This window comes from Mycolicibacterium sp. XJ1819 (genome assembly GCF_053483675.1).
This window is the reverse complement of record NZ_JBEFST010000009.1, coordinates 1-23588: the sequence shown is the minus strand read 5'-3', so window position 1 is coordinate 23588 and position 23588 is coordinate 1. Positions and strand designations below refer to the sequence as shown.

Annotated in this window: 26 protein-coding genes and 1 pseudogene; 14 read left to right on the top strand and 13 right to left on the bottom strand. The window is 68.7% G+C overall.

The genetic code is table 11. From position 1 onward, the window contains the following. Nucleotides 1–25 precede the first annotated feature (25 nt). Nucleotides 26–1612: an RNA polymerase sigma factor gene (locus ABQE89_RS11225; RefSeq protein ID WP_448416414.1), complete on the top strand. Its 1587-nt coding sequence runs from the start codon at nt 26–28 to the stop codon at nt 1610–1612. A 42-nt stretch (nt 1613–1654) separates the two neighbouring features. Beyond that, on the top strand, nt 1655–2749 hold the full coding sequence (locus ABQE89_RS11220; RefSeq protein ID WP_448416413.1) for a methyltransferase: 1095 nt from the start codon (nt 1655–1657) through the stop codon (nt 2747–2749). Between the two features lie 9 nt (nt 2750–2758). Here the strand turns inward: ABQE89_RS11220 and ABQE89_RS11215 are convergent, their stop codons facing one another. Continuing rightward, a complete protein-coding gene (locus ABQE89_RS11215; protein WP_448416412.1) occupies nt 2759–3541 on the bottom strand; it encodes a DUF3159 domain-containing protein in 783 nt (260 codons plus the stop codon). A gap of 45 nt (nt 3542–3586) precedes the next feature. Continuing rightward, on the bottom strand, nt 3587–3946 hold the full coding sequence (locus tag ABQE89_RS11210; protein ID WP_448416411.1) for a DUF952 domain-containing protein: 360 nt from the start codon (nt 3944–3946) through the stop codon (nt 3587–3589). Nucleotides 3947–4077: 131 nt separating this feature from the next. Here ABQE89_RS11210 and ABQE89_RS11205 point away from each other — a divergent pair, with 131 nt between their 5' ends. Beyond that, nucleotides 4078–4269, top strand: coding sequence for a DUF7455 domain-containing protein (locus ABQE89_RS11205; protein ID WP_448416410.1), 192 nt, complete (start codon nt 4078–4080; stop codon nt 4267–4269). A 65-nt stretch (nt 4270–4334) separates the two neighbouring features. After that, the gene (locus ABQE89_RS11200) at nt 4335–5312 is read left to right on the top strand and encodes a YihY/virulence factor BrkB family protein (protein ID WP_448416409.1); all 978 of its coding nucleotides are present in this window, start codon (nt 4335–4337) and stop codon (nt 5310–5312) included. Here ABQE89_RS11200 and ABQE89_RS11195 read toward each other — a convergent pair. After that, entirely contained in the window at nt 5302–5538 is a 237-nt protein-coding gene (locus tag ABQE89_RS11195; protein WP_448416408.1) for a DUF3039 domain-containing protein, read from the bottom strand. The genes ABQE89_RS11200 and ABQE89_RS11195 overlap by 11 nt on opposite strands. A gap of 66 nt (nt 5539–5604) precedes the next feature. Between ABQE89_RS11195 and ABQE89_RS11190 the strand changes: the two genes are divergently transcribed. From ABQE89_RS11190 to ABQE89_RS11180, 3 genes are all read left to right on the top strand, one after another. Next, nucleotides 5605–6015, top strand: coding sequence for a DUF3099 domain-containing protein (locus ABQE89_RS11190; RefSeq protein WP_448416407.1), 411 nt, complete (start codon nt 5605–5607; stop codon nt 6013–6015). A gap of 146 nt (nt 6016–6161) precedes the next feature. Next, nucleotides 6162–7130: a sigma-70 family RNA polymerase sigma factor gene (locus tag ABQE89_RS11185; protein WP_448416406.1), complete on the top strand. Its 969-nt coding sequence runs from the start codon at nt 6162–6164 to the stop codon at nt 7128–7130. 135 nt (nt 7131–7265) lie between these two features. Then, a complete protein-coding gene (locus ABQE89_RS11180) occupies nt 7266–7961 on the top strand; it encodes an iron-dependent transcriptional repressor DtxR (RefSeq protein WP_448416405.1) in 696 nt (231 codons plus the stop codon). Nucleotides 7962–7971: 10 nt separating this feature from the next. Here ABQE89_RS11180 and ABQE89_RS11175 read toward each other — a convergent pair whose 3' ends face one another. Both ABQE89_RS11175 and ABQE89_RS11170 read right to left on the bottom strand, forming a co-directional pair. Continuing rightward, entirely contained in the window at nt 7972–9018 is a 1047-nt protein-coding gene (locus ABQE89_RS11175) for a DUF4192 domain-containing protein (RefSeq protein WP_448416404.1), read from the bottom strand. A 99-nt stretch (nt 9019–9117) separates the two neighbouring features. Beyond that, nucleotides 9118–9801 carry a hypothetical protein gene (locus ABQE89_RS11170; RefSeq protein WP_448416403.1) on the bottom strand — a complete coding sequence of 228 codons (684 nt, stop codon included), beginning with the start codon at nt 9799–9801 and terminating at the stop codon, nt 9118–9120. A 150-nt stretch (nt 9802–9951) separates the two neighbouring features. Between ABQE89_RS11170 and sthA the strand changes: the two genes are divergently transcribed. The 4 genes from sthA to ABQE89_RS11150 all read left to right on the top strand — a co-directional run bounded on the left by sthA (nt 9952) and on the right by ABQE89_RS11150 (nt 14251). Beyond that, complete coding sequence (gene sthA / locus ABQE89_RS11165; protein ID WP_448416768.1) at nt 9952–11361, top strand: Si-specific NAD(P)(+) transhydrogenase; 1410 nt, start codon at nt 9952–9954, stop codon at nt 11359–11361. 125 nt (nt 11362–11486) lie between these two features. After that, nucleotides 11487–12458 carry a proteasome assembly chaperone family protein gene (locus ABQE89_RS11160; protein WP_448416402.1) on the top strand — a complete coding sequence of 324 codons (972 nt, stop codon included), beginning with the start codon at nt 11487–11489 and terminating at the stop codon, nt 12456–12458. Nucleotides 12459–12500: 42 nt separating this feature from the next. Beyond that, on the top strand, nt 12501–13523 hold the full coding sequence (locus ABQE89_RS11155; RefSeq protein WP_448416401.1) for an alpha/beta fold hydrolase: 1023 nt from the start codon (nt 12501–12503) through the stop codon (nt 13521–13523). 41 nt (nt 13524–13564) lie between these two features. Then, entirely contained in the window at nt 13565–14251 is a 687-nt protein-coding gene (locus tag ABQE89_RS11150) for a PhzF family protein (protein ID WP_448416400.1), read from the top strand. A 23-nt stretch (nt 14252–14274) separates the two neighbouring features. Here ABQE89_RS11150 and nrdR read toward each other — a convergent pair whose 3' ends face one another. Further along, on the bottom strand, nt 14275–14745 hold the full coding sequence (gene nrdR, locus ABQE89_RS11145; RefSeq protein WP_448416399.1) for a transcriptional regulator NrdR: 471 nt from the start codon (nt 14743–14745) through the stop codon (nt 14275–14277). Nucleotides 14746–14918: 173 nt separating this feature from the next. Then, the gene (locus ABQE89_RS11140; protein ID WP_448416398.1) at nt 14919–15401 is read right to left on the bottom strand and encodes a LysM peptidoglycan-binding domain-containing protein; all 483 of its coding nucleotides are present in this window, start codon (nt 15399–15401) and stop codon (nt 14919–14921) included. Nucleotides 15402–15610: 209 nt separating this feature from the next. Between ABQE89_RS11140 and lexA the strand changes: the two genes are divergently transcribed. Continuing rightward, nucleotides 15611–16336: a transcriptional repressor LexA gene (lexA, locus tag ABQE89_RS11135; RefSeq protein WP_448416397.1), complete on the top strand. Its 726-nt coding sequence runs from the start codon at nt 15611–15613 to the stop codon at nt 16334–16336. Between the two features lie 3 nt (nt 16337–16339). On the opposite strand, the gene ABQE89_RS11130 is transcribed toward lexA, so the two are convergent. Further along, complete coding sequence (locus tag ABQE89_RS11130) at nt 16340–18373, bottom strand: LGFP repeat-containing protein (RefSeq protein WP_448416396.1); 2034 nt, start codon at nt 18371–18373, stop codon at nt 16340–16342. Between the two features lie 232 nt (nt 18374–18605). Here ABQE89_RS11130 and ABQE89_RS11125 point away from each other — a divergent pair, with 232 nt between their 5' ends. Beyond that, a complete protein-coding gene (locus ABQE89_RS11125; RefSeq protein ID WP_448416395.1) occupies nt 18606–19121 on the top strand; it encodes a hypothetical protein in 516 nt (171 codons plus the stop codon). Nucleotides 19122–19200: 79 nt separating this feature from the next. After that, complete coding sequence (gene mbp1, locus ABQE89_RS11120; protein ID WP_448416394.1) at nt 19201–19440, top strand: microaggregate-binding protein 1; 240 nt, start codon at nt 19201–19203, stop codon at nt 19438–19440. Between the two features lie 71 nt (nt 19441–19511). On the opposite strand, the gene hflX is transcribed toward mbp1, so the two are convergent. The 5 genes and pseudogenes from hflX to ABQE89_RS11095 all read right to left on the bottom strand — a co-directional run. Further along, the gene (hflX, locus tag ABQE89_RS11115; protein WP_448416393.1) at nt 19512–20927 is read right to left on the bottom strand and encodes a GTPase HflX; all 1416 of its coding nucleotides are present in this window, start codon (nt 20925–20927) and stop codon (nt 19512–19514) included. A 45-nt stretch (nt 20928–20972) separates the two neighbouring features. Next, a complete protein-coding gene (dapF, locus tag ABQE89_RS11110) occupies nt 20973–21845 on the bottom strand; it encodes a diaminopimelate epimerase (protein ID WP_448416392.1) in 873 nt (290 codons plus the stop codon). Nucleotides 21846–21849: 4 nt separating this feature from the next. Then, complete coding sequence (gene miaA / locus ABQE89_RS11105) at nt 21850–22764, bottom strand: tRNA (adenosine(37)-N6)-dimethylallyltransferase MiaA (RefSeq protein WP_448416391.1); 915 nt, start codon at nt 22762–22764, stop codon at nt 21850–21852. Further along, a complete protein-coding gene (locus ABQE89_RS11100; protein ID WP_448416390.1) occupies nt 22761–23450 on the bottom strand; it encodes a class III extradiol ring-cleavage dioxygenase family protein in 690 nt (229 codons plus the stop codon). The genes miaA and ABQE89_RS11100 overlap by 4 nt, the downstream gene beginning before the upstream one ends. Nucleotides 23451–23464: 14 nt before the next feature. Next, nucleotides 23465–23588 (bottom strand): annotated as a pseudogene (locus ABQE89_RS11095) (IS110 family transposase); the annotation flags it as partial.

The window sequence follows — 23588 nt, the reverse complement described above, 5'->3', positions numbered from 1 at the left end:
AACGCAGCAAGACGAAAGGGTGTACGTGGCAGCGACCAAGGCCAGCCCGGCAACCGATCACCCGGTAAAGCGCACCGCTACCAAGGCCCCCGCAAAGAAGAGCCCCGCGGCCAAGTCCGCCAACGGATCTGCACCCGCGAAGCGAGCCGGCAAGTCATCTGAGACCGCGCCCGAGTCCGAATCCGGCAAGGGCCGCGCGGCCAAGTCCGCCAAGTCGGGCGCCACCAAGACCGCCACCAAGACCGCCGCCAAGTCCGCCGCCAAGGCCCCCGCCAAGTCGGCGGCCAAGGCCGCGCCCGCCAAGCGCGCGACCAAGGCGAAGAGCGCGCCGGGATCCCGCAGCCGCGCGAAGAAGGCCACCGCACCCGCCACGGAAACCACCAAGGCCGACGGCGAGGTCGACGACCTCGAGACCGACGCCGCGCTGGAGGCCGAGCCGGGCGAAGACATCGAGATCGACGACACCGACCTCGAGCTGGAAGACCTCGCCGCGGACGTGGCCGAGGAAGACGGGGACGACGCCGGGGAGGGGGCGGCCAAGAAGGCCACCGACACCGCCGAGGACGTCCCGGCTGCAGAGGACGACGAGATCACCGAACCAAGCGAGAAGGACAAAGCCTCCGGAGACTTCGTCTGGGACGAGGAGGAATCCGAGGCGCTGCGGCAGGCCCGTAAGGATGCCGAACTGACCGCGTCGGCCGACTCCGTCCGCGCCTACCTCAAGCAGATCGGCAAGGTCGCGCTGCTCAACGCCGAGGAAGAGGTGGAGCTGGCCAAGCGCATCGAGGCCGGCCTGTACGCCACCCAGGTGATGGCCGAGATCGCCGAGAAGGGCGAGAAGCTGCCGGTCGCCCAGCGGCGCGACTACGCCTGGATCTGTCGCGACGGCGAACGCGCGAAAAACCATCTGCTGGAGGCGAACCTGCGTCTGGTGGTGTCGCTGGCCAAGCGCTACACCGGCCGCGGCATGGCGTTCCTCGACCTCATCCAGGAGGGCAACCTCGGCCTGATCCGTGCGGTCGAGAAATTCGACTACACCAAGGGATACAAGTTCTCCACCTACGCCACGTGGTGGATCCGCCAGGCCATCACCCGCGCGATGGCCGACCAGGCCCGCACCATCCGCATCCCGGTGCACATGGTCGAGGTGATCAACAAGCTCGGCCGCATCCAGCGTGAGCTGCTGCAGGACCTGGGCCGCGAGCCCACACCCGAAGAGCTCGCCAAGGAAATGGACATCACGCCGGAGAAGGTGCTGGAGATCCAGCAGTACGCGCGTGAGCCGATCTCGCTCGACCAGACCATCGGCGACGAGGGCGACTCCCAGCTCGGCGATTTCATCGAGGACTCCGAGGCCGTGGTGGCCGTGGACGCGGTGAGCTTCACGCTGCTGCAGGACCAACTGCAGTCGGTGCTGGAGACGCTGTCCGAACGCGAGGCCGGTGTGGTGCGGCTGCGGTTCGGGCTGACCGACGGCCAGCCCCGCACGCTCGACGAGATCGGCCAGGTCTACGGCGTGACCCGCGAACGGATCCGCCAGATCGAGTCCAAGACGATGAGCAAGCTGCGCCACCCGAGCCGTTCTCAGGTGCTGCGCGACTACCTGGACTAGAGCCGCCGCGCGGCCGGCGCCGGGCCAGAGTAATGTCTGCCCGTGCCCGCGAAACCGCCCAAGATGCCGCCCGTCGCGCTGGTCCGTGTGTTGGACACCGTCCGCGCCCGATTACAGGGGCTGCACCGCCGCCTCGCGCCGGGTGGGATCAACCTGCTCGAGCTGGGGATCGGCGCCTGGGTCACCCAAACCATCTATGTCGCAGCAAAACTGGGCATCGCCGACGAACTCGCCGAGGGCCCGCTGCGCGCCGACGAGGTGGCCCGGCGCGTCGGCACCCACCCGGACGCCACATTTCGGCTCATGCGGGCGTTGGCCTCCAACGGTGTGCTGCGGCAGCGCCGCGACGGCCGGTTCGCGCTGACCTCGGTCGGCCGGGCGATGCGCACCGACGCACCGGGCACCATGCGCGGCCTCATGCTGTGGATCGGCCACCCCAAACGGTGGGAGGACTGGGGCCACCTGATGTACAGCGTCCGCACCGGCGAGCCCGCCACAGAGATGCTGCGCGGAATGCCGACGTTCGAGTACCTCGAGACCGACCCCGAGTTGGCCGAGGCGTTCAACAACGCGATGACCTCGACCAGCGAGTTCGCCATTCACTCGACGCTCGCGGCCTACGACTTCGCCCGGTACCGCACGGTCGTCGATGTCGGCGGCGGCCACGGCCGACTGCTGTCGGCGATCCTGACCAAGGTCCCGGGGGCCCGCGGCGTGCTGTTCGACCTTCCCAGCGTGGTCGAGGGCGCCGAAGAGCAGTTGACGTCGGCCGGTGTCGTCGATCGCTGTGAGGTCGTCGGTGGATCGTTCTTCGACTCGGTGCCCGAAGGCGCCGACGCCTACACGATGAAGTCGATCCTGCACGACTGGAACGACGACGACGCCGAACGCATTCTGCGCAACATCCGGACCGCGATCGCACCCGAGGGCAAGCTGCTGTTGCTGGAAAGTGTTCTGCCGCAACGACCTAAGGCCCATCCCGGCGCGATGTTCGACCTCGAGATGATGGTCGCCCTGCACGGCAAGGAACGCACCCGCGCCGAGTGGACGGCGCTGCTGGGCCGCGGCGGTTTCCGGCTCGACCGCGTCGTCGACACGGTCGGGCCACTGGCGGTCATCGAAGCCAGTCCGGCCTGACCGACCGCCTCAGCGCTTCTTGTCGCGCACCTTATACGTCGACGGCCACGACTCGCGCGTCTCGTCGCCGACCAACGGGACGCCCTTGCTGCCGATCCTGATGTCGTAGGCCTCCTTGCCCGCCCCGACCTCGCGGTTGGCGTGCTCGGTGGCGAGATAGATCAACTGGTCGATCTCGGCCTCGGCGAACGCGACGAACGTGGTGCTTCGGACGATGTCCTCGTCGGGCGGGGCCATCCGCTCGGGCAGCACCCGGGAGGCCAGCGCCGCCAGGCCCAGCAGCGAGAACGGGACGACCCAGTAGCAGACGAACGACAGCGGCGTCTTGGTGTCCAGGATGGTCGCCTCGCCGTACACGACGGGCGGGATCGCCGAGGAGACCGTCATGCCGGCGAACGCCGCGATCCAGATCCAGGTCAGCACCAAGGTGATGCGCTTGAACACGTCGGTCTCGAGGACCTCTTCGGGTTGGCCGACTTCGGCGAACTCCCTCACGAAGGGCCTGCCGATCAGCACGCTGGTCAGCGCCACCAAGAAGATCCCGGCATTGCTCAGCGGCTGCAGCCACTGCTCCATGAACGCCTCGTCCACGGTGAAGGTCAGCACCGTCAACACCAGAAATGTTGCGACGGCCCCGATTTCAAGGGTGCGGCCCGCAGAGCCCCTGACCCGTCCGATCGCGAACGAGCCCACGGACACCGCCAGCGCGACCAGCACGGCGGTGTGAAACGGGACGTTGCCGACCAGAACCCAGTAGACGATCCACGGCGCAAAACCAAAAAGTATGCCCACGGACGGCAGTTTAGGTTGTCGGTCGACGGCCGAGTCCGGCTCGGGCTACCCGCCCAGCGGAGCGAACCGGCCCTCGGCGTCGGGCCGAAATTCAGTGACGCTTATCACAGCCGCTGTCGGCAACGGTCCGTACAGATGTGGGAACTCCATGCCCACGGGATCAGCGGGCACACCGGGCTCCCAGCGAACCGGAGAGGACAGCCGTGCGGGGTCGATGCGCAACAGCACCAGATCGGTGCGACCGGCGTAGAGCCGGTTGGCGGGCAGGTGCACCTGCTCGGGCGTGGACAGGTGGACGAACCCCTGCGCGCTCAGCGACGGTGGACGGTGCTCGCCGCACGCTCGCGCCGAGCGCCATTCGGCAGCGCTGCACAGGTGGACGAGCACGGCCGGCGACGATCTCATACTCGAAGCCTGCCTTGTCCGAAGTCCGGCGTAACCGTGAGGCACGACACACCGATAGAACCTCAGGGAACAAGCCCGGAAGCCAAAACGTCTGAGACAGTGAAGGCACGCGAAGCTAAACGGAGGTCGCCATGAACGCAACGCTCACCAGTCCCGAGTTGACCCGGGCTGACCGCTGCGACCGGTGTGGTGCCGCTGCCCGCGTACGCGCGAAGCTTCCTTCCGGCGCCGAACTGCTCTTCTGCCAGCACCACGCCAACAAGCACGAGGCGAAGCTGATCGAGGCGGCCGCCGTGCTCGAGTCCAGCCCGCTGGAGCCGTAGACCCGAAACGGGCCCGAGGACACCGCTGGGTAGGAACACCATTCGTCGGCGATGCTGGGCTGGTCATGACTGACCAGTCCCGGCCGCTGCCGGTGCCACCGTCGCGCCACCACATTCGCCACGTCGTGCGGCGCACGCTGTCGAAAAGCTGGGACGATTCGATCTTTTCCGAATCCGCCCAGGCGGCGTTCTGGTGTGCGCTGTCCCTTCCCCCGCTGCTGCTGGGGATGCTGGGCAGCCTCGCCTACATCGCGCCCCTGTTCGGGCCCGAGACGCTGCCGACGATCCAGAGCCAGCTGATCCACACCGCAGGCAGCTTCTTCTCGTCCAACGTCGTCGAGGAGATCATCGAGCCCACGGTCCGCGACATCGTCCGGGGCGCCCGCGGTGAAGTGGTCTCGCTGGGTTTCGTGATCTCGCTGTGGGCGGGCTCCTCGGCGATCTCGGCGTTCGTCGATTCGATCGTGGAGGCCCACGACCAGACCCCACTGCGCCATCCGGTGCGCCAGCGGTTCTTCGCGCTGGGGCTGTACGTGGTGATGCTGGTCGGCGCGATCGCCGCCGCGCCGCTGGTCGCGCTCGGGCCCCGCAAGATCGCCGAATACCTCCCGGACAGTTGGGAGGACGTGTTGCGGTACGGCTACTACCCGGTGCTGTTCGTCGCGCTGGTGGTGGCGATGAACGTGCTGTACCGGGTGTCGCTGCCCAAACCGCTGCCCTCCCACCGGCTGCTGCTCGGCTCGGTGCTCGCCGCCATCGTCTTCTTGATCACCACACTGGGGCTGCGGTTCTACCTGACGTGGATCACCTCGACCGGCTACACCTACGGCGCGCTGGCGACGCCGATCGCCTTTCTGTTGTTCGCGTTCTTCTTGGGCTTCGCGATCATGCTGGGCGCCGAACTCAACGCCGCGATCGAAGAGGAGTGGCCGGCGCCGGTGACCCATGCGCGCCGGTTGCGGTGGTGGTTGGAGCAGAAGGCCGAGAGCCTCAACGGGTCCGGCGGCGAACCGGACCGTGAGGCCGACGGCGCTACTTCTTGAGGCTCTCGTAGATCCGCTTGCAGTCCGGGCACACCGGTGAGCCGGGCTTGGCCGACTTCGTCACCGGGAAGACCTCGCCGCACAGCGCGACGACGTGTGTGCCCATCACGGCACTCTCGGCGATCTTGTTCTTCTTGACGTAGTGGAAGTGCTTGGGGGCGTCGTCGTCGGTGCCGTCGTCGACGCGTTCGTCGGTGTCGGTGCGTTCGATGGTCTGGGTGCGCATGTATCCATTTTGCCTTTCCCGGACGCAGTCCGTACAGCAGACCTCGGGTGTGCGACAGTGGAGGTTATGAAACACGGCCACGAGCTGAGTTTCGACGACGAAGGCAAGCCCGTTCTCATCACGCGGGCCGCCGTCTCTTACGAAGAACAGCATCGCCAACGAGTACGTAAGTACCTTTTGCTCATGTCGGTCCGCATACCGGCATTGGTGTTCGCCGCCATCGCGTACGGCATCTGGCACAACGGGCTGCTTTCGTTGGCGATCGTCGTGGTCTCCATCCCGCTGGCATGGATGGCCGTGGTCATCGCCAACGACCGTCCGGCTCGCAAGGCCGACGAGCCCCGGCGCTATCAGGCAGCCCCATCGCTGGGCCCGGCCGCCGAGCAGCCCTCACTGGAGAGTCCCGCATTCGACCAGTGGGCGGATCCGCCGGCACAGCCCGAGTCCGGGGACCGGCCCGGCGATGTTCCCAGCTGAGCCGGCTGCGGCCCGATTCTCAGCACATTCTCAGGTCGACCCCGAAAAACCGCTGATCAAAGGTGTGAACCGGACAGCCGCCGGGAACTCCTGACTGCACGTGGGCGTTGTAGCTCATGACAGTTCGACCCGATCAGGAGGCCGTCATGGCAAATGCCACCACTAGCCGTACCAGCCGCGTCGACACCGACTTGGACGCTCAGAGCCCGGCCGCTGACCTCGTGCGCGTGTACCTCAATGGCATTGGCAAAACGGCCCTGCTCAATGCCGCCGACGAGGTCGAGCTTGCCAAGCGCATCGAGGCGGGGCTCTACGCTGCCCATCAACTCAAGACGCGGAAGAGGTTGGGCGAGAAGCGTAAGCGCGAGCTCGCCGAGGTGGTGCGCGACGGCGAGGCCGCTCGTCGTCACCTTCTCGAGGCCAACCTTCGACTGGTGGTCTCGCTGGCCAAGCGCTACACCGGACGCGGGATGCCGCTGCTGGACCTGATCCAGGAGGGCAACCTGGGTCTGATCCGCGCGATGGAAAAGTTCGACTACGCCAAGGGATTCAAGTTCTCGACCTACGCGACGTGGTGGATCCGTCAGGCGATCACCCGCGGCATGGCCGACCAGAGCCGCACGATCCGACTGCCGGTTCATCTGGTCGAGCAGGTCAACAAGCTCGCCCGGATCAAGCGCGAGCTGCATCAGCAGTTGGGCCGTGAGCCCAGCGACGACGAGCTGGCCGAAGAGTCCGGCATTCCCGTGGAGAAGATCAACGATCTGCTCGAGCACAGCCGCGATCCGGTCAGCCTGGACATGCCCGTCGGCAGCGACGAGGAAGCCCCGCTGGGCGACTTCATCGAGGACGCCGAGGCGATGTCGGCCGAGAACGCGGTGATCTCCGAGCTGCTGCACACCGACATCCGCTACGTGCTGGCCACCCTCGACGAGCGCGAGCAGCAGGTCATCCGGCTGCGGTTCGGCCTCGACGACGGCCAGCCGCGCACGCTGGACCAGATCGGCAAGCTGTTCGGGCTGTCCCGGGAGCGGGTGCGCCAGATCGAGCGTGAGGTGATGGCCAAGCTCCGCAACGGGGACCGCGCCGACCGGCTGCGTTCCTACGCCAGCTGACCTCAATCAGTGCTCCGCCGCATGCGGAGAAAGCGCCCGCCGCGGACGACCGCGGCGGGCGCTGCTGTGTCGGCATTTCGATGAACCGCTGCTCAAGCCGCTGACCAGGTAGACTCTGGCGAGACGGAGGGTGCCATGAACGATCTTGTTGATACGACGGAGATGTATTTGCGGACGATCTACGACCTCGAGGAAGAGGGCGTAGTGCCGCTTCGCGCGCGGATTGCCGAACGGCTCGAGCAAAGCGGACCCACCGTCAGCCAGACCGTGTCGCGTATGGAACGCGACGGGCTGCTGCACGTCGCCGGCGACCGTCACCTCGAGCTCACCGAGAAGGGCCGCTCGCTGGCCGTCGCGGTGATGCGCAAGCACCGGCTCGCCGAGCGACTGCTCGTCGACGTGATCGGGCTGCCCTGGGAGGAAGTCCACGCCGAGGCCTGTCGGTGGGAACACGTGATGAGCGAGGATGTCGAGCGCCGACTGGTGCAGGTCCTCGACAACCCCACCACTTCCCCGTTCGGCAACCCCATTCCCGGTCTGTCCGAGCTCGGACTGTCCGGTAGCGCGTCACGCGCCGACGAGATCAACCTGGTGCGGCTGACCGAGTTGCCCGCGGGTATGCCCGTCGCCGTCGTCGTGCGACAGCTCACCGAGCACGTCCAGGGCGACGTGGAACTGATCGGGCGGCTCAAGGACGCCGGCGTCGTGCCCAATGCGCGGGTGACGGTCGAAGGCATCGACAACGGCGGCGTGATGATCCTGATCCCCGGACACGAGCGGGTCGAACTGCCCCACCAGATGGCGCACGCCGTCAAGGTCGAGAAGGTCTGACGGCCAGGCGCTACCCGGCCCGCCGGCCGTAGCCGCGTTTGGCGGGCAACCGCACGCCCAATTGGTCGGCCAGCCGATATCCGGTGGCCGCCAGGGCGCGAACCTGCTCCGGCCGCACCCCGGACTGCAGCGCCCTGTCGAGCATCGCGGCCATCCGATGGCCGGGGTCGCACCGGAGCGCCGCATCCAACGAGACTCCCGCGAGCGGTCCGTCGCCCCGCGTATAGGCCGAAAACGCGAGCAGTCCAAGCGCTTCCACGCGCCACGGCTCGGGCAGCGTTCGCGCCAGCTCGGCCCACAACGCCTCGGCCTGCTCGGCACGCTCCCCCACCGCCAACGCGTAGAGCGTGTCGCGCACCACCAGATCGGACAGCGCCAGCGCCAGCTGCGCCAGCGTGGCGTCGGGCAGGTCGACGCCGTCGGCCAACTGCGCGGCCGCCACGATCGCCGCCTCGACGTCGCGTCGCTTCGCGGTGTCGGGCCGGTCCTTCTCGATCGTACGGCCGCCGATCACCGCGGCCAGCGCCGCGGTGCGGGACGGATCGGTGACGGCGATGACCTCCTGCAGTTCGGCGCGCCGGGCATACAGCCTGCGTCCGTCGAGCACCGCCGCCGCGGCAAGCGGTGAGGAGTTCGGGTCGTCGACGGTGCCGGAGCATCCGCACCCGTCGGCGCAGTGCCAGCGCCCGCCGGCGGCCACCCGGTCGACCACATGGGTGGCCAGCAGTTCGATTCCGTGCCGACCCAGCGCCGCCGCCAACGTGGCCGCCAGTTCGCGGTACTCGTCGTTGCACATCCGGCAGGCCGCCCCCGCGTCGTCGACGACCACGGCGATCGCGGCGTCGGGTCCGGCGGTGGAGGCCACCTCGGCGAGGTGCTCGACCGCGTCGGCGAGGTCCTCGGACAGGTCGATGCGCATGACGCAACCCATCTGGCCGCGTTCGACCGTCACGACCACGAGCGATTTCTCCGGCACGAAACCGAGAACGGCGGGCAGGGCCGCGATCAGCACGCCCGGGCGGTTGAGGTGGAAATCTGGTGTTTGCGATGTCGTCATGCGAAGACGGTCCCCCGCCGCGCGGACGCCTGGCCCGCGACAGCCGTGGTGCAGGCACTGTCTGGGGATGAATTCGCCGTTGGGGATAGCCGCGAGAAGCTAGCCGTGGCGGCGCGCTGTAGACACGGCCTCGCGGAACAGCGTGTCCAGCGACGAGGTGTCGGGTGCGCCCGATGCGCCGTCATGTCGCCACGTCGTGCTGACCCGGACGGCCCCGATCTGCGCGACCAGCGTCAGCGACCGCCACATCGGTTGCGCCGCGGGCGTGCGGGCGCTCTGGTCGACCGCGACGCTCTCGTCGGCGTCGATCGGCGGCGCCGGGAGCATGGTGACCGTCACCGAGGTGGCGGCATCGCCCAGGCCGGTGGTGAACGAGGCGCAGTCGCGCAGTTGCGCCGCCCTGGTGCTCAACTGCGGGGCGGGACGGATCACCGCGACGACAAGACGGCTCGCCGTTTCGGGGTGGATGCCCTCGGCCACCGCGACGTCCGCCGCCGCGGGCGTGGTCGGCGCGCAGCCGGGTGGCGACACCGCCGCTCCCGCGGGGACGCCGTCGATGACCTGCAGGGCGCGCTGCGCGGCGACACCGTCGAGGACCGCGGCTCGGTAGGGACCCGGGAACCGGTCCGGCGCGAGGAGCAGTTCGGCGGCCGGCGGCCCGTCGTCGTCCTGGGCGCCCGGCGATCCGGTGACCACCCGGTCGCATCCGGCCGTCACCGCCGTCGCCGTCAGCAGCACACCGGTCCACCGGCGCCACGACCGCATGCTGAGCATCGCCGTCATCGTCTCACCGGGTGCCCGCGCCGGCCGTCAGGCGCGCGCACCCCGGCGTCGAGGTCGCCCGCCGAACAATTCGGGCGGTATTCGGGCCGGTCGGCATGCGGAAACCGGGCAACCGGCGTAGACCTTGTTGCTATGGATGCGATGGGTGCCATGGTGGAGTACGACCTCGTCGTCCTGGGTTCCGGTCCGGGCGGGCAGAAGGCCGCGATCGCCGCGGCAAAGCTGGGCAAGTCGGTGGCGGTGGTCGAGCGTGGCCGGATGCTCGGCGGGGTGTGCGTGAACACCGGGACCATTCCGTCCAAGACGCTGCGCGAGGCGGTGGTCTACCTGACCGGTTTGAACCAGCGCGAACTGTACGGGGACAGCTACCGGGTCAAGGAGAAGATCACCAACGCCGACCTGCTGTCGCGCACCGCCCATGTGATCGGCAAGGAGCAGGACGTCGTGCGCTCGCAGTTGATGCGCAACCGCATCGACCTGATCCAGGGGCACGGCAGATTCGTCGACCCGCACACCGTGCTCGTCGAGGAGCCGACCCGGGGTGAACGCACCACGGTCAGCGGCGAGTTCATCGTGATCGCGACCGGCACCAAACCCGCCCGGCCGCCGGGCGTCGAGTTCGACGAGGAACGGGTGCTGGACTCCGACGGCATTCTCGACCTGAAGTCGCTTCCCGCGTCGATGGTGGTCGTCGGCGCGGGCGTGATCGGCATCGAGTACGCCTCCATGTTCGCCGCGCTCGGCACCAAGGTCACGGTCGTGGAGAAGCGCGACAGCATGCTGGACTTCTGTGACCCCGAGATCGTGGAGGCACTGAAGTTCCACCTGCGCGACCTGGCGGTGACGTTCCGGTTCGGCGAAGAGGTGACCGCGGTCGACGTCGGTTCGGCGGGCACCGTCACCACGCTGGCCAGCGGTAAGCAGATCCCCGCCGAGACGGTGATGTACTCGGCGGGCCGACAGGGCCAGACCGACCGTCTCGACCTGGCCAACGCCGGACTGCAGACCGATCCGCGCGGACGCATCGCCGTCGACAGCAATTTCTGCACCAAGGTCGACCACATCTACGCGGTCGGCGACGTCATCGGCTTTCCCGCGCTGGCCGCCACGTCGATGGACCAGGGCAGGCTGGCCGCCTACCACGCGTTCGGCGAACCGGCCAAGGGCATGACCGACCTTCAACCGATCGGCATCTACTCCATCCCCGAGGTGTCCTACGTCGGGGCCACCGAGGTGGAGCTGACCCGAAACGCTATCCCCTACGAGGTGGGGGTCTCGCGGTACCGGGAACTGGCCAGGGGCCAGATCGCCGGCGACTCCTACGGAATGCTCAAACTTCTGGTGTCCACCGACGACCTGAAGCTGTTGGGCGTGCACATCTTCGGCACCACCGCCACCGAGCTGGTGCACGTCGGCCAGGCGGTGATGGGCTGCGGCGGCACCATCGAGTACCTCGTCGACGCGGTGTTCAACTATCCGACGTTCTCGGAGGCCTACAAGACCGCCGCGCTCGACGTGATGAACAAGTTGCGCGCGCTGAACCGATTCCGTGGTTTTTGAGCCGGCGCGGCCAGGAATCGGGGGCCGATCGGCGGGTGCCGGCGAACGGGAACGCTTCGTGGGCGACACTGGTTGTATTCGTATGGAGTTTTTGTTCTCTTGGCACCGCGGAGGAGGTGAGACAGATGGCTGATCAGCCCGACAATCCCGAGCAGAAGTACCAGCCCGAGCAAACCGGCATCTACGAGCTCGAGTTCCCGGCCCCCCAGCTGTCTTCAGGCGACGGCCGCGGTCCGGTCCTGATCCACGCCCTCGAAGGATTTTCCGACGCCGGGCACGCCATCCGCTTGGCCGCCCAGCACCTGAAGAACACGCTGGACACCGAGTTGGTGGCGTCCTTTGCCATCGACGAACTGCTCGACTACCGGTCCCGGCGTCCGCTGATGACGTTCAAGACCGACCACTTCACAAACTACGAAGAGCCCGAGCTCAACCTGTATGCGCTGCGCGACAGCGTGGGCACGCCGTTCCTGTTGCTCGCCGGCCTGGAGCCAGACCTGCGTTGGGAGCGGTTCATCACCGCCGTGCGCCTGCTGGCCGAACGGCTCGGCGTGCGCGGCGTCATCGGCCTGGGCACCATCCCGATGGCCGTCCCGCACACCCGGCCCATCACGATGACCGCGCATTCCAACGACAAGGACCTGATTGCCGATCACACGCCGTGGGTCGGCGAGGTGCAGGTTCCGGCCAGCGTGTCCAACCTGCTGGAGTTCCGGATGGCCCAGCACGGGCACGAGGTGGTCGGGTACACCGTGCACGTCCCGCACTACCTGGCGCAGACCGATTACCCGGCCGCGGCCGAGGCGCTGCTGGCCGAAGTCACCAAGAGCGCCTCGCTGGAGATTCCGCTCGACGCCCTGGACCGGGCCGGCGCCGAGGTGCTGGACAAGATCAACGAGCAGGTCGAGGGAAGCACCGAGGTGGCCCAGGTGGTCGCCGCGCTGGAACGTCAGTACGACGCGTTCGTCGCCGCTCAGGAGAACCGGTCGCTGCTGGTGCGCGACGAGGATCTGCCCAGCGGTGACGAACTCGGTGCCGAATTCGAACGCTTCCTGCGCCAACAGTCCGAGAAGCGCAGGGACGACGACTCCGGGTAGCCCGGTTTGCGAGGCAACCTAAGTTATCGCAGAGTTGTCGGCATGGCCGCGCCTGAATCCGACCCGCCTCCGGATCGGGAACCGACCCCGTCGCTGGAGTTTCGCACCATCCACGGCTACCGCCGCGCGTTTCGAGTGGCGGGTTCGGGGCCGGCGCTGCTGCTGATCCACGGCATCGGCGACAACTCCACCACGTGGAGTCCGGTGCATGCGTCGCTGGCACGGCGCTTCACCGTGATCGCCCCCGACCTGCTCGGCCACGGCAGATCCGACAAGCCGCGCGCCGACTACTCGGTGGCCGCCTACGCCAACGGGATGCGCGATCTGCTGAGCGTGCTCGACATCGACCGGGTCACCGTGATCGGCCACTCACTCGGCGGCGGGGTGGCGATGCAGTTCGCCTACCAGTTCCCGCAGCTCGTCGAGCGGCTGATCCTCGTCGGCGCCGGCGGGGTGACCAAGGACGTCAACATCGCACTGCGCATCGCCTCGCTGCCGCTGGGCAGTGAGGCGTTGGCGCTGCTGCGGCTGCCGATGGTGTTGCCGACGCTACAGGTGGCCGGGCGAGTGGCGGGCACACTGCTGGGGTCCACCGACGTAGGCCGGGACCTGCCCAACGCGCTGCGCATCCTCGCCGATCTGCCGGAGCCGACGGCGTCCTCGGCGTTCGCGCGCACGCTGCGCGCGGTGGTCGACTGGCGCGGGCAGGTGGTGACCATGCTCGACCGCTGTTATCTGACGCAATCGGTGCCCGTGCAGTTGATCTGGGGCGCCGGCGACTCGGTGATTCCGGTCAGCCACGCCGAAATGGCGCACGCCGCGATGCCCGGCTCTCGGCTCGAGATCTTCGAGGGCTCGGGCCACTTTCCCTTCCACGACAATCCCGGTCGCTTCGTCGAGGTCGTCGAGAACTTCATCGACACCACCGAGGCGGCCACGCACGACCCCGAGTACCTGCGCGAACTGCTGCGCAGTGGCGTCACCGACAGACCCGTCGGCGGGCGGCGCGACACCCGGATGGCGGTCCTCGACGCCTTGGGCACCGACGTCCGCAGCGCCACCTGATCATTCATCCCACCCATCCGGCACGACGTAGCATCGGCGACATGGCAATCGACGTGACCGTGCTGCGGGTGTTCACCGACCCCGACGGCAACTACGGCAATCCACTCGGCGTGGTAGACGCCGACACCGTCGCACCCGCCGACCGTCAGCGGATAGCCACCGAATTGGGTTTCAGCGAAACGGTATTCGTCACGGTGCCCGAGCCCGGCACCAATACCGCGCATGCGCGCATCTACACACCGGCCGTGGAGTTGCCGTTCGCCGGCCATCCCACCGTGGGGGCGGCGTGGTGGCTGCGCCGCAGGGACAGGCCCGTTCACACGCTGCGGGTTCCGGCCGGCCTCGTCCAGATCACCTACACCGACGATGTGACGTCGGTCAGCGCACGCGCCGAATGGTCACCGGAGTTCGCCATCGAGGAAGTGAACTCGACCGATGAACTGTCGGCCGCCGATCCCGCCGACTACCCCGACGACGTCAACCACTACTTGTGGACGTGGACAGATCGGGAGCAGGGGGTGATCCGGTCGCGCATGTTCGCGACCGACCTAGGCGTGCCCGAGGACGAGGCGACAGGTTCGGCCGCGGCCCGCATGACCGACTACCTCAGCCGCGATCTGACCATCGTGCAGGGCAAGGGATCGGTGATCTACACCGAATGGAGCGCCGAAGGCTGGGTCCGCATCGCCGGCCGCGTCGTCGACGACGGCACAAAGCAGATCGACTAGAGCAGCCCCGTCGATGCGCCGCCTCAGCCGCCGGCCGGTTGCGGCGCCTTGCGGTGCGCGCGCAGCGCCTCGATCTCCCGCTCGAAGTCCTCTGCGGAGGTGAACCCGCGGTAGACCGAGGCGAACCGCAGGTAGGCGACCTCGTCTAGTTCCCGCAGCGGGCCCAGGATCGCCAGGCCCACCTCGTGACTGGGCACCTCCGGTGATCCGGTGGCCCGCACGGCGTCTTCCACCTGTTGTGCCAGTAGGTTCAGCGCGTCGTCGTCGACCTGCCTGCCCTGACACGCCCGGCGCACGCCCTTGATGACCTTTTCCCGGCTGAACGGTTCGGTCACACCGCTTCGCTTGACCACCGCGAGCACCGCGGCCTCCACCGTGGTGAAGCGCCTGCCGCACTCCGGGCACGACCGGCGCCGGCGAATCGCCTGCCCTTCGTCGGTTTCGCGGGAATCGACCACCCGCGAGTCGGGGTGACGGCAGAACGGACAGTGCATCACCGCTCCTTCACCGCGCCAACAAACGACCACTTCGGACGATTTCGAGCGTACTCGGGCGCCATTACTTCGGCCCGGAATGGGGCCGATTGGCCCGTTTCGGACAGACGCCGACCCGATCCATCCTGAACGGCCTTGAGCGGTCATGGTTTTCACCGCCTCGCAACGTGCGGTCAGCCGATCGGTGCGATCAGCGTCTGGCCGGCGTCCACGGCGACGGACTCGAGGCGGTTGAGTTCGCGGATCCGGTCGACGACCTCGTACACCGGCGCATCCGGGGCCACCCGCTTCGCCACGTGCTGCAGGGTCTCACCGGACTGCACCTGGACCACCGCCAGTTGATCGGGTACGGCGGCCGACTCCGCGGCCTCGCCGAGCACCCCGCCGAACTGCGCCACCAGCCCCAGCCACACGGTGATACCCGCGGCGACCAGTGCCAGCACGACGGTGCTGGCCGGGGTGATGGGTCGCCGTCGGTGCGACGCGCGGGACATCAACACGCCGGTACCGCGGTATCGCACCGTCGCACCCCCCGGGCGCCGCGACGGCGGCCTGCGGCGCGCACCGGCGGGCCGGGCGGCCGGCCGGATTCCCGGCCTGACCACGCGTGTTTCCCGAGATTCCCGGATGTCTTGCTGGGTGTCGAGGATCGTCATCGTCTGCCCTTCCGCTTGGCGGTGTTCGCTTCTGTGTTCGAATCTAGTCGATCATGCGTTCGATTGATAGAACACGTGATCGAACTGTTGCCAAACCCTAGGGCACCCCACCGACAGATTTCGCGGCCGCACGGCCCGCCGCCGAAATCGGCCGACACACCTCGAACAAATGTTTGATTAATGGTCTGCTGCGCGTTACATTCGGCGTCATGGACTCCAGCACCGACACTCCGGGCGGCTCTGACATCGGCACCGATAATTCTGTCGCTTCAGGCGCTCACCGAGGTCGCGACACGGGCCTCACCGAGCGGCAGCGCACCATCCTCGACGTCATCCGCGCCTCGGTGACCACCCGCGGCTATCCCCCGAGTATCAGGGAGATCGGCGATGCGGTCGGGCTGACCTCCACCTCGTCGGTAGCTCACCAACTGCGGACCCTGGAGCGCAAGGGCTACCTGCGGCGCGACCCCAACCGGCCGCGCGCGGTCGACGTGCGTGGTTCCGACGAACTGGCGACGCCGTTCGCGGGTACCGATGTCGCCGGTTCCGACGCGCTGCCCGAACCGACGTTCGTGCCGGTGTTGGGCCGGATCGCCGCCGGCGGACCCATCCTGGCCGAAGAGGCCGTCGAAGACGTGTTCCCGCTACCCCGCGAACTCGTCGGCGAGGGCTCCCTGTTCCTGCTCAAGGTCGTGGGCGACTCGATGGTCGACGCGGCGATCTGCGACGGCGACTGGGTCGTGGTGCGCCAGCAGAACGTGGCCGACAACGGTGACATCGTCGCGGCGATGATCGACGGTGAGGCGACCGTGAAGACGTTCAAGCGCACCCGTGGTCAGGTGTGGCTGATGCCGCACAACCCCGCCTTCGACCCGATCCCCGGCAACGAGGCGGCCGTGCTCGGCAAGGTCGTCACGGTGATCCGCAAGATCTAGCGGCTACTCCGCGCCGAGGAACCCGTTGGCACGGGCCAATTCTTCACTGGCAAACCAGATTTCGGCCCGCACATCGTCGTACCCGGGGCTGCCCGGCGCCCAGTACTGACCCGATTTCGTGCTGGCTTTCACCGGATATCCGTCCGGCGGGTCCTCCAGGCCGTCGGTGGCCAGCAGGAACGCGGTGCGCGGTTCCGGTTCGTCCACCTCGATGCGGGCATGGCGGCCGCTGTCGACCAGCGGATCGCGTTGGATGCCGGTCGGTATGCGAGTCGGCGCGGTGTCGACGGCGTCGGGGTCTTCGTCGTCGGCCTCCGGTGGCGGCGCGGCCTCCTCGACGTCGTCGAGGTCGTGCAGTTCGTCCTCGTCCGAGTCCTGGTCGTCGTATCCGTCGAAGCGGTCGTATTCGTCGTCCTCGTCGGGTCTCCCGGGGATGTCGGGCCCGGCGCCCGGGCGCGCCCCCCACAGATCCTCGGCGGCGCCGCCGGCGTGCCGAGGCGGCGGGGACAACGCGCCCAACCCCTCACGCGCGTAGCGGTCGCCGAACATCGCCGCGGAATAGTCGTCGGAGGACGACGGTTCCGGGCTTTCCGCGCCGTCGTATTCGGGGTCGTAGTCCGAGTCGTAGTCCGGCGACGGTTCGTATCCGGAATCGCCGAAGTCGAAGTCGTCGTCGCGACCGCCGCGGCGGCGGTTGCGCAGCGTGGCGAACCCGACCAGCCCGACGAGCACCAGCACCGGCACGATCGCCAGCAGCCACCACCAACTCCATTCGAACCACTTGCCGCCGTCGGAGTCAGACGCCCGCTCGTCACCTGTGGTCACGTCGGGCGCCTGCTGTCCGGGCAGCTGCAGGCCGGACAGTTCGGATGCGAGTTCGGCCGGTTCGGTGCTGAAGGTGTTCTCGGCCCGGTTCCACGACACCACACCACCGCTGAACCGCTGGGTGATGACGTCGCCGTCTTCGGTCTGGTCGGCGATCGGCGCCCCGAGCGTGCCCTGCGCACCGCCGAGCTTGTCCCAGGCGGCGCTCATCGGGCCGCGCAGCAGCACCGCGCCGTGGTCGGGCGTCCAGAAGATGACCGGCTTGTCCTCGGCCGCGAAACTGGCCATCTTGCTGTCGGTGGCCAACCCGCCGTCGACCTCGTCGGTGACCGGGAAGCCCAGATCGCCCTCGGGCCCGCCGAGCTCGTCGTACTTGACCAGCACCTGACCGGTCAGCACATGGGCGCCGGTCTGTGGGCTGTAGAAGATCTTGCCGTTGGCGAAGTTCTGCCCGAGCCCGTCGCGGCCGATCGGATAGGGCGGCCCTTCCGAGGCGCCCAGCGGGCCCAGCGGTCCCCCGGCCGCCCGCCGCGCAGCGTTGATGGCGGCGGTGGGGTCGTCGGGCACCTCGAGGTCCCCCAACTGAGTTGCGAGATCGGGCGGCTCCGTGGTGAACGTCTTGTCGCGGAGGTTGTACGACAGCTCGCCACCGGTGAACTTCTGGCTGAGCACGTCGCCGCGGTACACCTCGTCCTCGGCGGGCACCCCGAGCGCGCCCGACGAACCGCCGAGCCGGTCCCATGCGGCGTTGATCGGGCCGCGCACCACCCGCGCACCCGTGGCAGGTGTCCAGAAGATCACCGGGTTGTCGCCGGCGCTGAACGTGACGTTGCGGCTGTCCGGGGCTCGGCCGGGACCCTCGTCGATCTTCGGGAACCCGAGGTCACCCTCGGCGGCCCCGCCCAGCGACTCGTACTTCTCCAGGATCGCGCCGGTCATGATGCGTGCTCCGGTCGCGGGGGTGAAGAAGATCTTGCCGCCCGCGAAGTCCTGCACGAAGCCCTCACCGGCCGGGTAGACGTCACCGGTCCGGGGGCCCAGCGGCCCGCCCTCACCGCCGCTGGCGTCCCAGGCGGCGCTGATCGCGGCGTTGGCGTCGTTCTCGGGTTGCGCCGCGGCCGCCGGTGCCACAAGCATCGCGGCCACCATCACGAACACTGCGATGACCGTCCGATGGATCACCGTGCTGCGCCGGATCAGAGTCCAGCTCATTCGTCCTCCCGCGGTCGGCACGAGATCCTCGCGAATCCCTTGGAAGTGCGGTGCCCGTCGACTCGTAGGTGCGACAAGCACGCCCTTTCCTGCAGTGAAAATACCCGCACGCGCAAAAAACGGGGGGAACCACCCGTCACGCGTGCCGCATCCGGCTGCCGGTGAGGGGGCTGCCGTGTCATCATTCGGCGATGACCGTCCGGGTCACAATCGCTGGTGACGGGGTGAAACGGTGACGGACTCCGAGTCGCTGCGGGTGCAGGAGCGCGGCCAGACGATCACGTTCACGATCGAGGACCTGATGCGGTATCACGGCTCGCATTCGCCCGGCGGCGTGGCCGTCGCGTTCAAGGCCATGCACCGGGCATTTTTGTTGCTCTGCCCCCACGGGCCGGTGCCCCGGCGCGACGTCGAGGTACGGACCCCGTTTCGTGGGCCGGGCGCACGCGACGGATTCGAGGCCGTGACGCGCGCGGTCACCGACGGGCGCTACCACGTCGACCGGTCGCTGGCCCGCCCCGACCGGGGCCGACTGCTGGAGGATTTCGTCTTCGAGCTGACCGCCTGCGAGCGCACCGTCACCGTGCTGCTTCGCGACGGCTACGTCACCACCGAATTCATCGACCTGGCGCGCACCGACAACCGCAGCGACGAACAGGAACGCCGCCTCGACCGGCTGAAAGCTCAACTCGCCCAACTCGTGCTGGGCAGTCCCACGAACGAGGTGTTCGACGCCGTCTCGACGTGACCTCGCCCACGCGTGGTTTAGCGACCACCCTGGGCGGGGAAATCCCAGGTCATCATCGACCCGACAGGGAGGAACCCGCATGTCGTCGAACAACAACAGTGGCCCCGAAGAAGCCGTCAAGGGCGTCGTCGAGGGCGTCAAGGGCAAGGCCAAAGAGGTCGTCGGAGCGGTCACCGGCCGCGACGACCTGTACCGCGAGGGCCAGGCCCAGCAGGACAAGGCCGACGCGCAGCGTGACGCCGCGCGCAAGGAGACCGAGGCCGACAGCGCCCGCGCTGCGGCCAAGGCCGCCGAGAAGCGCCAGGAAAAAGAGCAGTAGCGGCTCGATAATTCAAAGCCAAAGGGACGCAGGGAAACCCAAAAGGTTCCCTGCGTCCCTTCAGCTTTGGGTCAGAAGGTGGCGTAGTCGCGCAGGCTGGCCGCCAGCGGGATCGGTACGCGCGCCTTGATTCTGGTGCCGTCGGCGGTGTGCTCGGTGGCGTCCACTCGGCCGTCGGCGTGCACCCGGTTGACCAGATCGCCGCGGTCATACGGGATCGTCACATCGACGATCGTGTCGGTCGGGGCGATCAACTCGGCCATCCGTTGCTGCAGCCGGTCGAGCCCCTCCCCGGTGTGTGCCGACACGAAGACGGCCTCGGGCAGGCTGCGGCGCAACTGGGCCAGCGCCAGATCCCCGGCCGCGTCGATCTTGTTGACCACCAACAGTTCCGGGGCGGGTTTGCAGTCACGCTCGGCGATCACCTCGTTGATCACCTGGCGCACCGCATTGATCTGGGCCAGCGGGCTGGCGTCGGCGCCGTCCACCACATGCACCAGCAGGTCGGCGTCGACCACTTCCTCCAGCGTGGACCGGAACGCCTCGACCAACTGCGTCGGCAGATGACGCACGAACCCGACGGTGTCGGTGAGCACGAACGGCCTGCCGTCGGCGAATTCACCTCGGCGCGTTGTCGGTTCCAGCGTGGCGAACAGCGCGTTCTCCACCAGCACCCCGGCCCCGGTCAGCGCGTTGAGCAGGCTCGACTTGCCCGCGTTGGTGTAGCCGACGATCGCGATCGACGGCACGTCACTGCCCAGCCGTCGGCTGCGCTGGGTGTCGCGGACGCGTTTCATCGCGCGGATATCGCGGCGCAGCTTGGCCATTCGCTCCCGAATACGACGGCGGTCGGTTTCGATCTTGGTCTCACCGGGCCCGCGCAGGCCCACCCCGCCTCCGCTGCCGCCGGCGCGACCGCCGGCCTGCCGGGACATCGACTCACCCCAGCCGCGCAGCCTGGGCAGCATGTACTCCATCTGCGCCAGACTGACCTGCGCCTTGCCCTCTCGACTGGTGGCGTGTTGGGCGAAGATGTCGAGGATCAGCGCGGTGCGGTCGATGACCTTGACCTTGACGGCCCGCTCCAGCGCGGTCAGCTGGGCCGGGCTGAGCTCACCGTCGCAGATCACGGTGTCGGCGCCGGTGGCGACCACGATGTCGCGCAGTTCGGCGGCCTTACCGGAGCCGATGTAGGTCGAGGCGTCCGGTTTGTCGCGGCGCTGGATGAGGCCCTCGAGCACCTCTGAGCCCGCGGTTTCGGCCAGTGCGGCCAGTTCGGCGAGGCTGGCCTCGGCGTCGGCCGCGCTGCCTTCGGTCCACACCCCGACCAGCACGACGCGCTCCAAGCGCAACTGGCGGTACTCGACCTCGGAGACGTCGGCCAGTTCGGTGGACAGCCCGGCCACCCGGCGCAGCGCCGAGCGGTCCTCCAGCGCGAGCTCGCCCACGCTGGGTGTGTCGTTGACTGGGAAATCGGAAGATGTCATAGGCGAATACAGATTCGCACGGAGATCACTGTTCATGCACCCCGTTTAACGTTGCGCAGCGCTCCACCATTCCTCCGACACCTCGCCGTGGGCCACCAGGACCGACGGGCCACGCAGGTAGCTGCTGGCGTCGGTGACCGTGACAGACACTTCGCCGCCGGGCACGCGCACCTGCATCGTGCCCGTGGTGGCGCCGGAGTGCGCCAACGCCGCGACCGCCGCGGCGACGGTTCCCGTACCGCACGAGCGGGTCTCACCGACTCCGCGCTCGTGCACCCGCATCGAGACGGTTCCGTTCGTGGGCGCCGTGAGCACCTCGACGTTGACGCCCTCGGGGAACTGCGCGCGGTCGAAGGACACCGGCGCGGCCACGTCGAGGGCGGCCAGGCCGTCGTCGGTCAGGGCGGGGTCCACGCACGCCAGGTGGGGGTTGCCGACGTCGACCGCCAGGCCCGCGAACGCCCTGCCCCCGACCCTCGCCTCGCCGGTGCCGAGTTGGTTGGCCTTACCCATCTCGACGGTGACGTCGGCGGTGGTGGCGTCGTGGGAGTGCAGCACCACCGGTCGCGGCCCCGCCGGCGATCCGATCACGAACTCGTCGCGCCCCTCCAGGCCGCTCGTGCGCAGGTAGTGGGCGAACACCCGCACGCCGTTGCCGCACATCTGCGCGAGCGAACCGTCGGCGTTGCGGTAGTCCATGTACCAGTCGTCGCCCGAGACCCCCTCGGGGAGTCGGTCGAACACGCCCGCGGCCTGCGCGGCGGCCGCCGTGGTCACCCGCAGCACGCCGTCGGCGCCCAGCCCTCGGCGACGATCGCAGAGCGCGGCCACCGCGGCGGGCGCCAGCGTCAGCACGCCGTCGAGGTCGGGCAACAGCACGAAGTCGTTCTGCGTGCCGTGGCCCTTGATGAACTTCACCAGCTCAGGATACGTCTCGCCAGGCCCGTAGCACGTCGTCGACGAGGCCGCCCGCTGCCCCGTCCAGCCAGGTGATGCGGTGATCACGGCGAAACCACGACCGTTGCCTGCGCACATAGCGGCGGGTGCCGTAGAACGTCGGCTCGCGTGCTGCCGAACCGTCGCCGCCGGCGTCGAGGTCGGCGACGACTTGCGCGTATCCCAGCGCCCGCGAGGCGGTCACCCCGTCGCGCAGACCCCGGCCAAGCAGCGTGCGCACCTCACCCACCAGTCCGTCGGCGAACATCTTGTCGGTGCGCTCGGCCAGCCGTGCATCCAGAAGCACTGTGTCCCAATCCAGTCCGATGATGACGGTGCCCCACCGGGGTGTGCCGATGGCCGGGAACGACGCCGCATAGGGCCGGCCGGTCAGTTCGACGACCTCCAGTGCGCGCACGATCCGGCGCCCGTCGGTCGGCAGGATCGACGACGCGGCCGCGGCGTCGACCCGGGCCAGTTCGGCGTGCAGTTCGTGCGCGCCGACCTCGGCGAGGCGCTGTTCGTATCTGGCCCGCACCGCCGGATCCGTCGCGGGGAAGGTCCACCCGTCCAGCAGCGACTGGACGTACATCATCGACCCGCCGACGATGATCGGCACGGCGCCGCGGCCCGCGACGGCCTCGATGTCGGCGCTTGCGGCCTGCTGGTAGCGCGCCACGCTGGCGGTCTCGGTGACCTCCAGGACGTCGAGCTGATGGTGCGGGACGCCGCTGCGCTCGGCCTCGGTCAGCTTCGCGGTGCCGATGTCCATGCCCCGGTAGAGCTGCATCGCGTCGGCATTGACGATCTCCGCGCCGGCGCTCAACCGTTCGGCGACCTGCAGGGCCAACGCCGACTTGCCCGTTCCGGTCGGGCCGATGATCGCGATGGGCCGCGTCACGGCTGCCAGACCCCGACGAAGTAACCGACCCCGTAGGGCGCGCCGCGGTACAACTCGCCGGCCGATGACGGCGCGGGGTCCACCAGCCCGGCCAGCACCTGGTAGGCGACCCGGCCCAGGACGGCGTCGGGCTGGCGCGTCAGCGTGGCGGCATCGCCGCGGGCCAGCGCGTCGTCGAGGGCCTCCTGCACCGGGAGGTCGTGCGGCTGGTATCCGCCGGGGGCGGACTGACTGAGGGTGTGTGCGCCGTCGGCGACGACGAGCACGCCGACCGGGTCGGCCACCGCGTCGAGGTCCGCGCGCAGCCGCCTGCCCCGCCCCACCGCCTCTTCGGCGCCGTGACCGTCGGCGTACACCCGCACCTCGGCGTGCGCCCGGGGGTTGACGCGGCCGCGCAGCCAGCCGGCGATCAGCGCACACAGCGGCAGCGGTGCGGGCGCGCCGGTCGGGGCGTCGGGCGACAGCGCCACCGGCACGTCGACGCCGTAGCCGGCGAAGGTGCCCGACCGCCGCGGGTGGACGACATCGTCGGCGCGCCCCGTGCCCACCACGACCCACCGCGCGGGCAGCGACGCGGCGGCCTCCGTTACCGCAGCACGCAGATCGGCGAGCTCGGAGTCGGTTCCGGGGGCCAACTCGTCGACCATGACCGGGGCCGACGGGACGATCGCGATGGCGCTCAACACGCGTTTCTCCTATGTCAAGCCGCCGCCAGTTGGCGAGGCTTTTGGCGGTTGTTGAGGTCGGTGAGGAGGTGGTTGAAGACGACGCGGGCCAGACGGCGTTTGAGACAGCGCAGGGCTTCGGGCCTGGAGTCCCCCTCA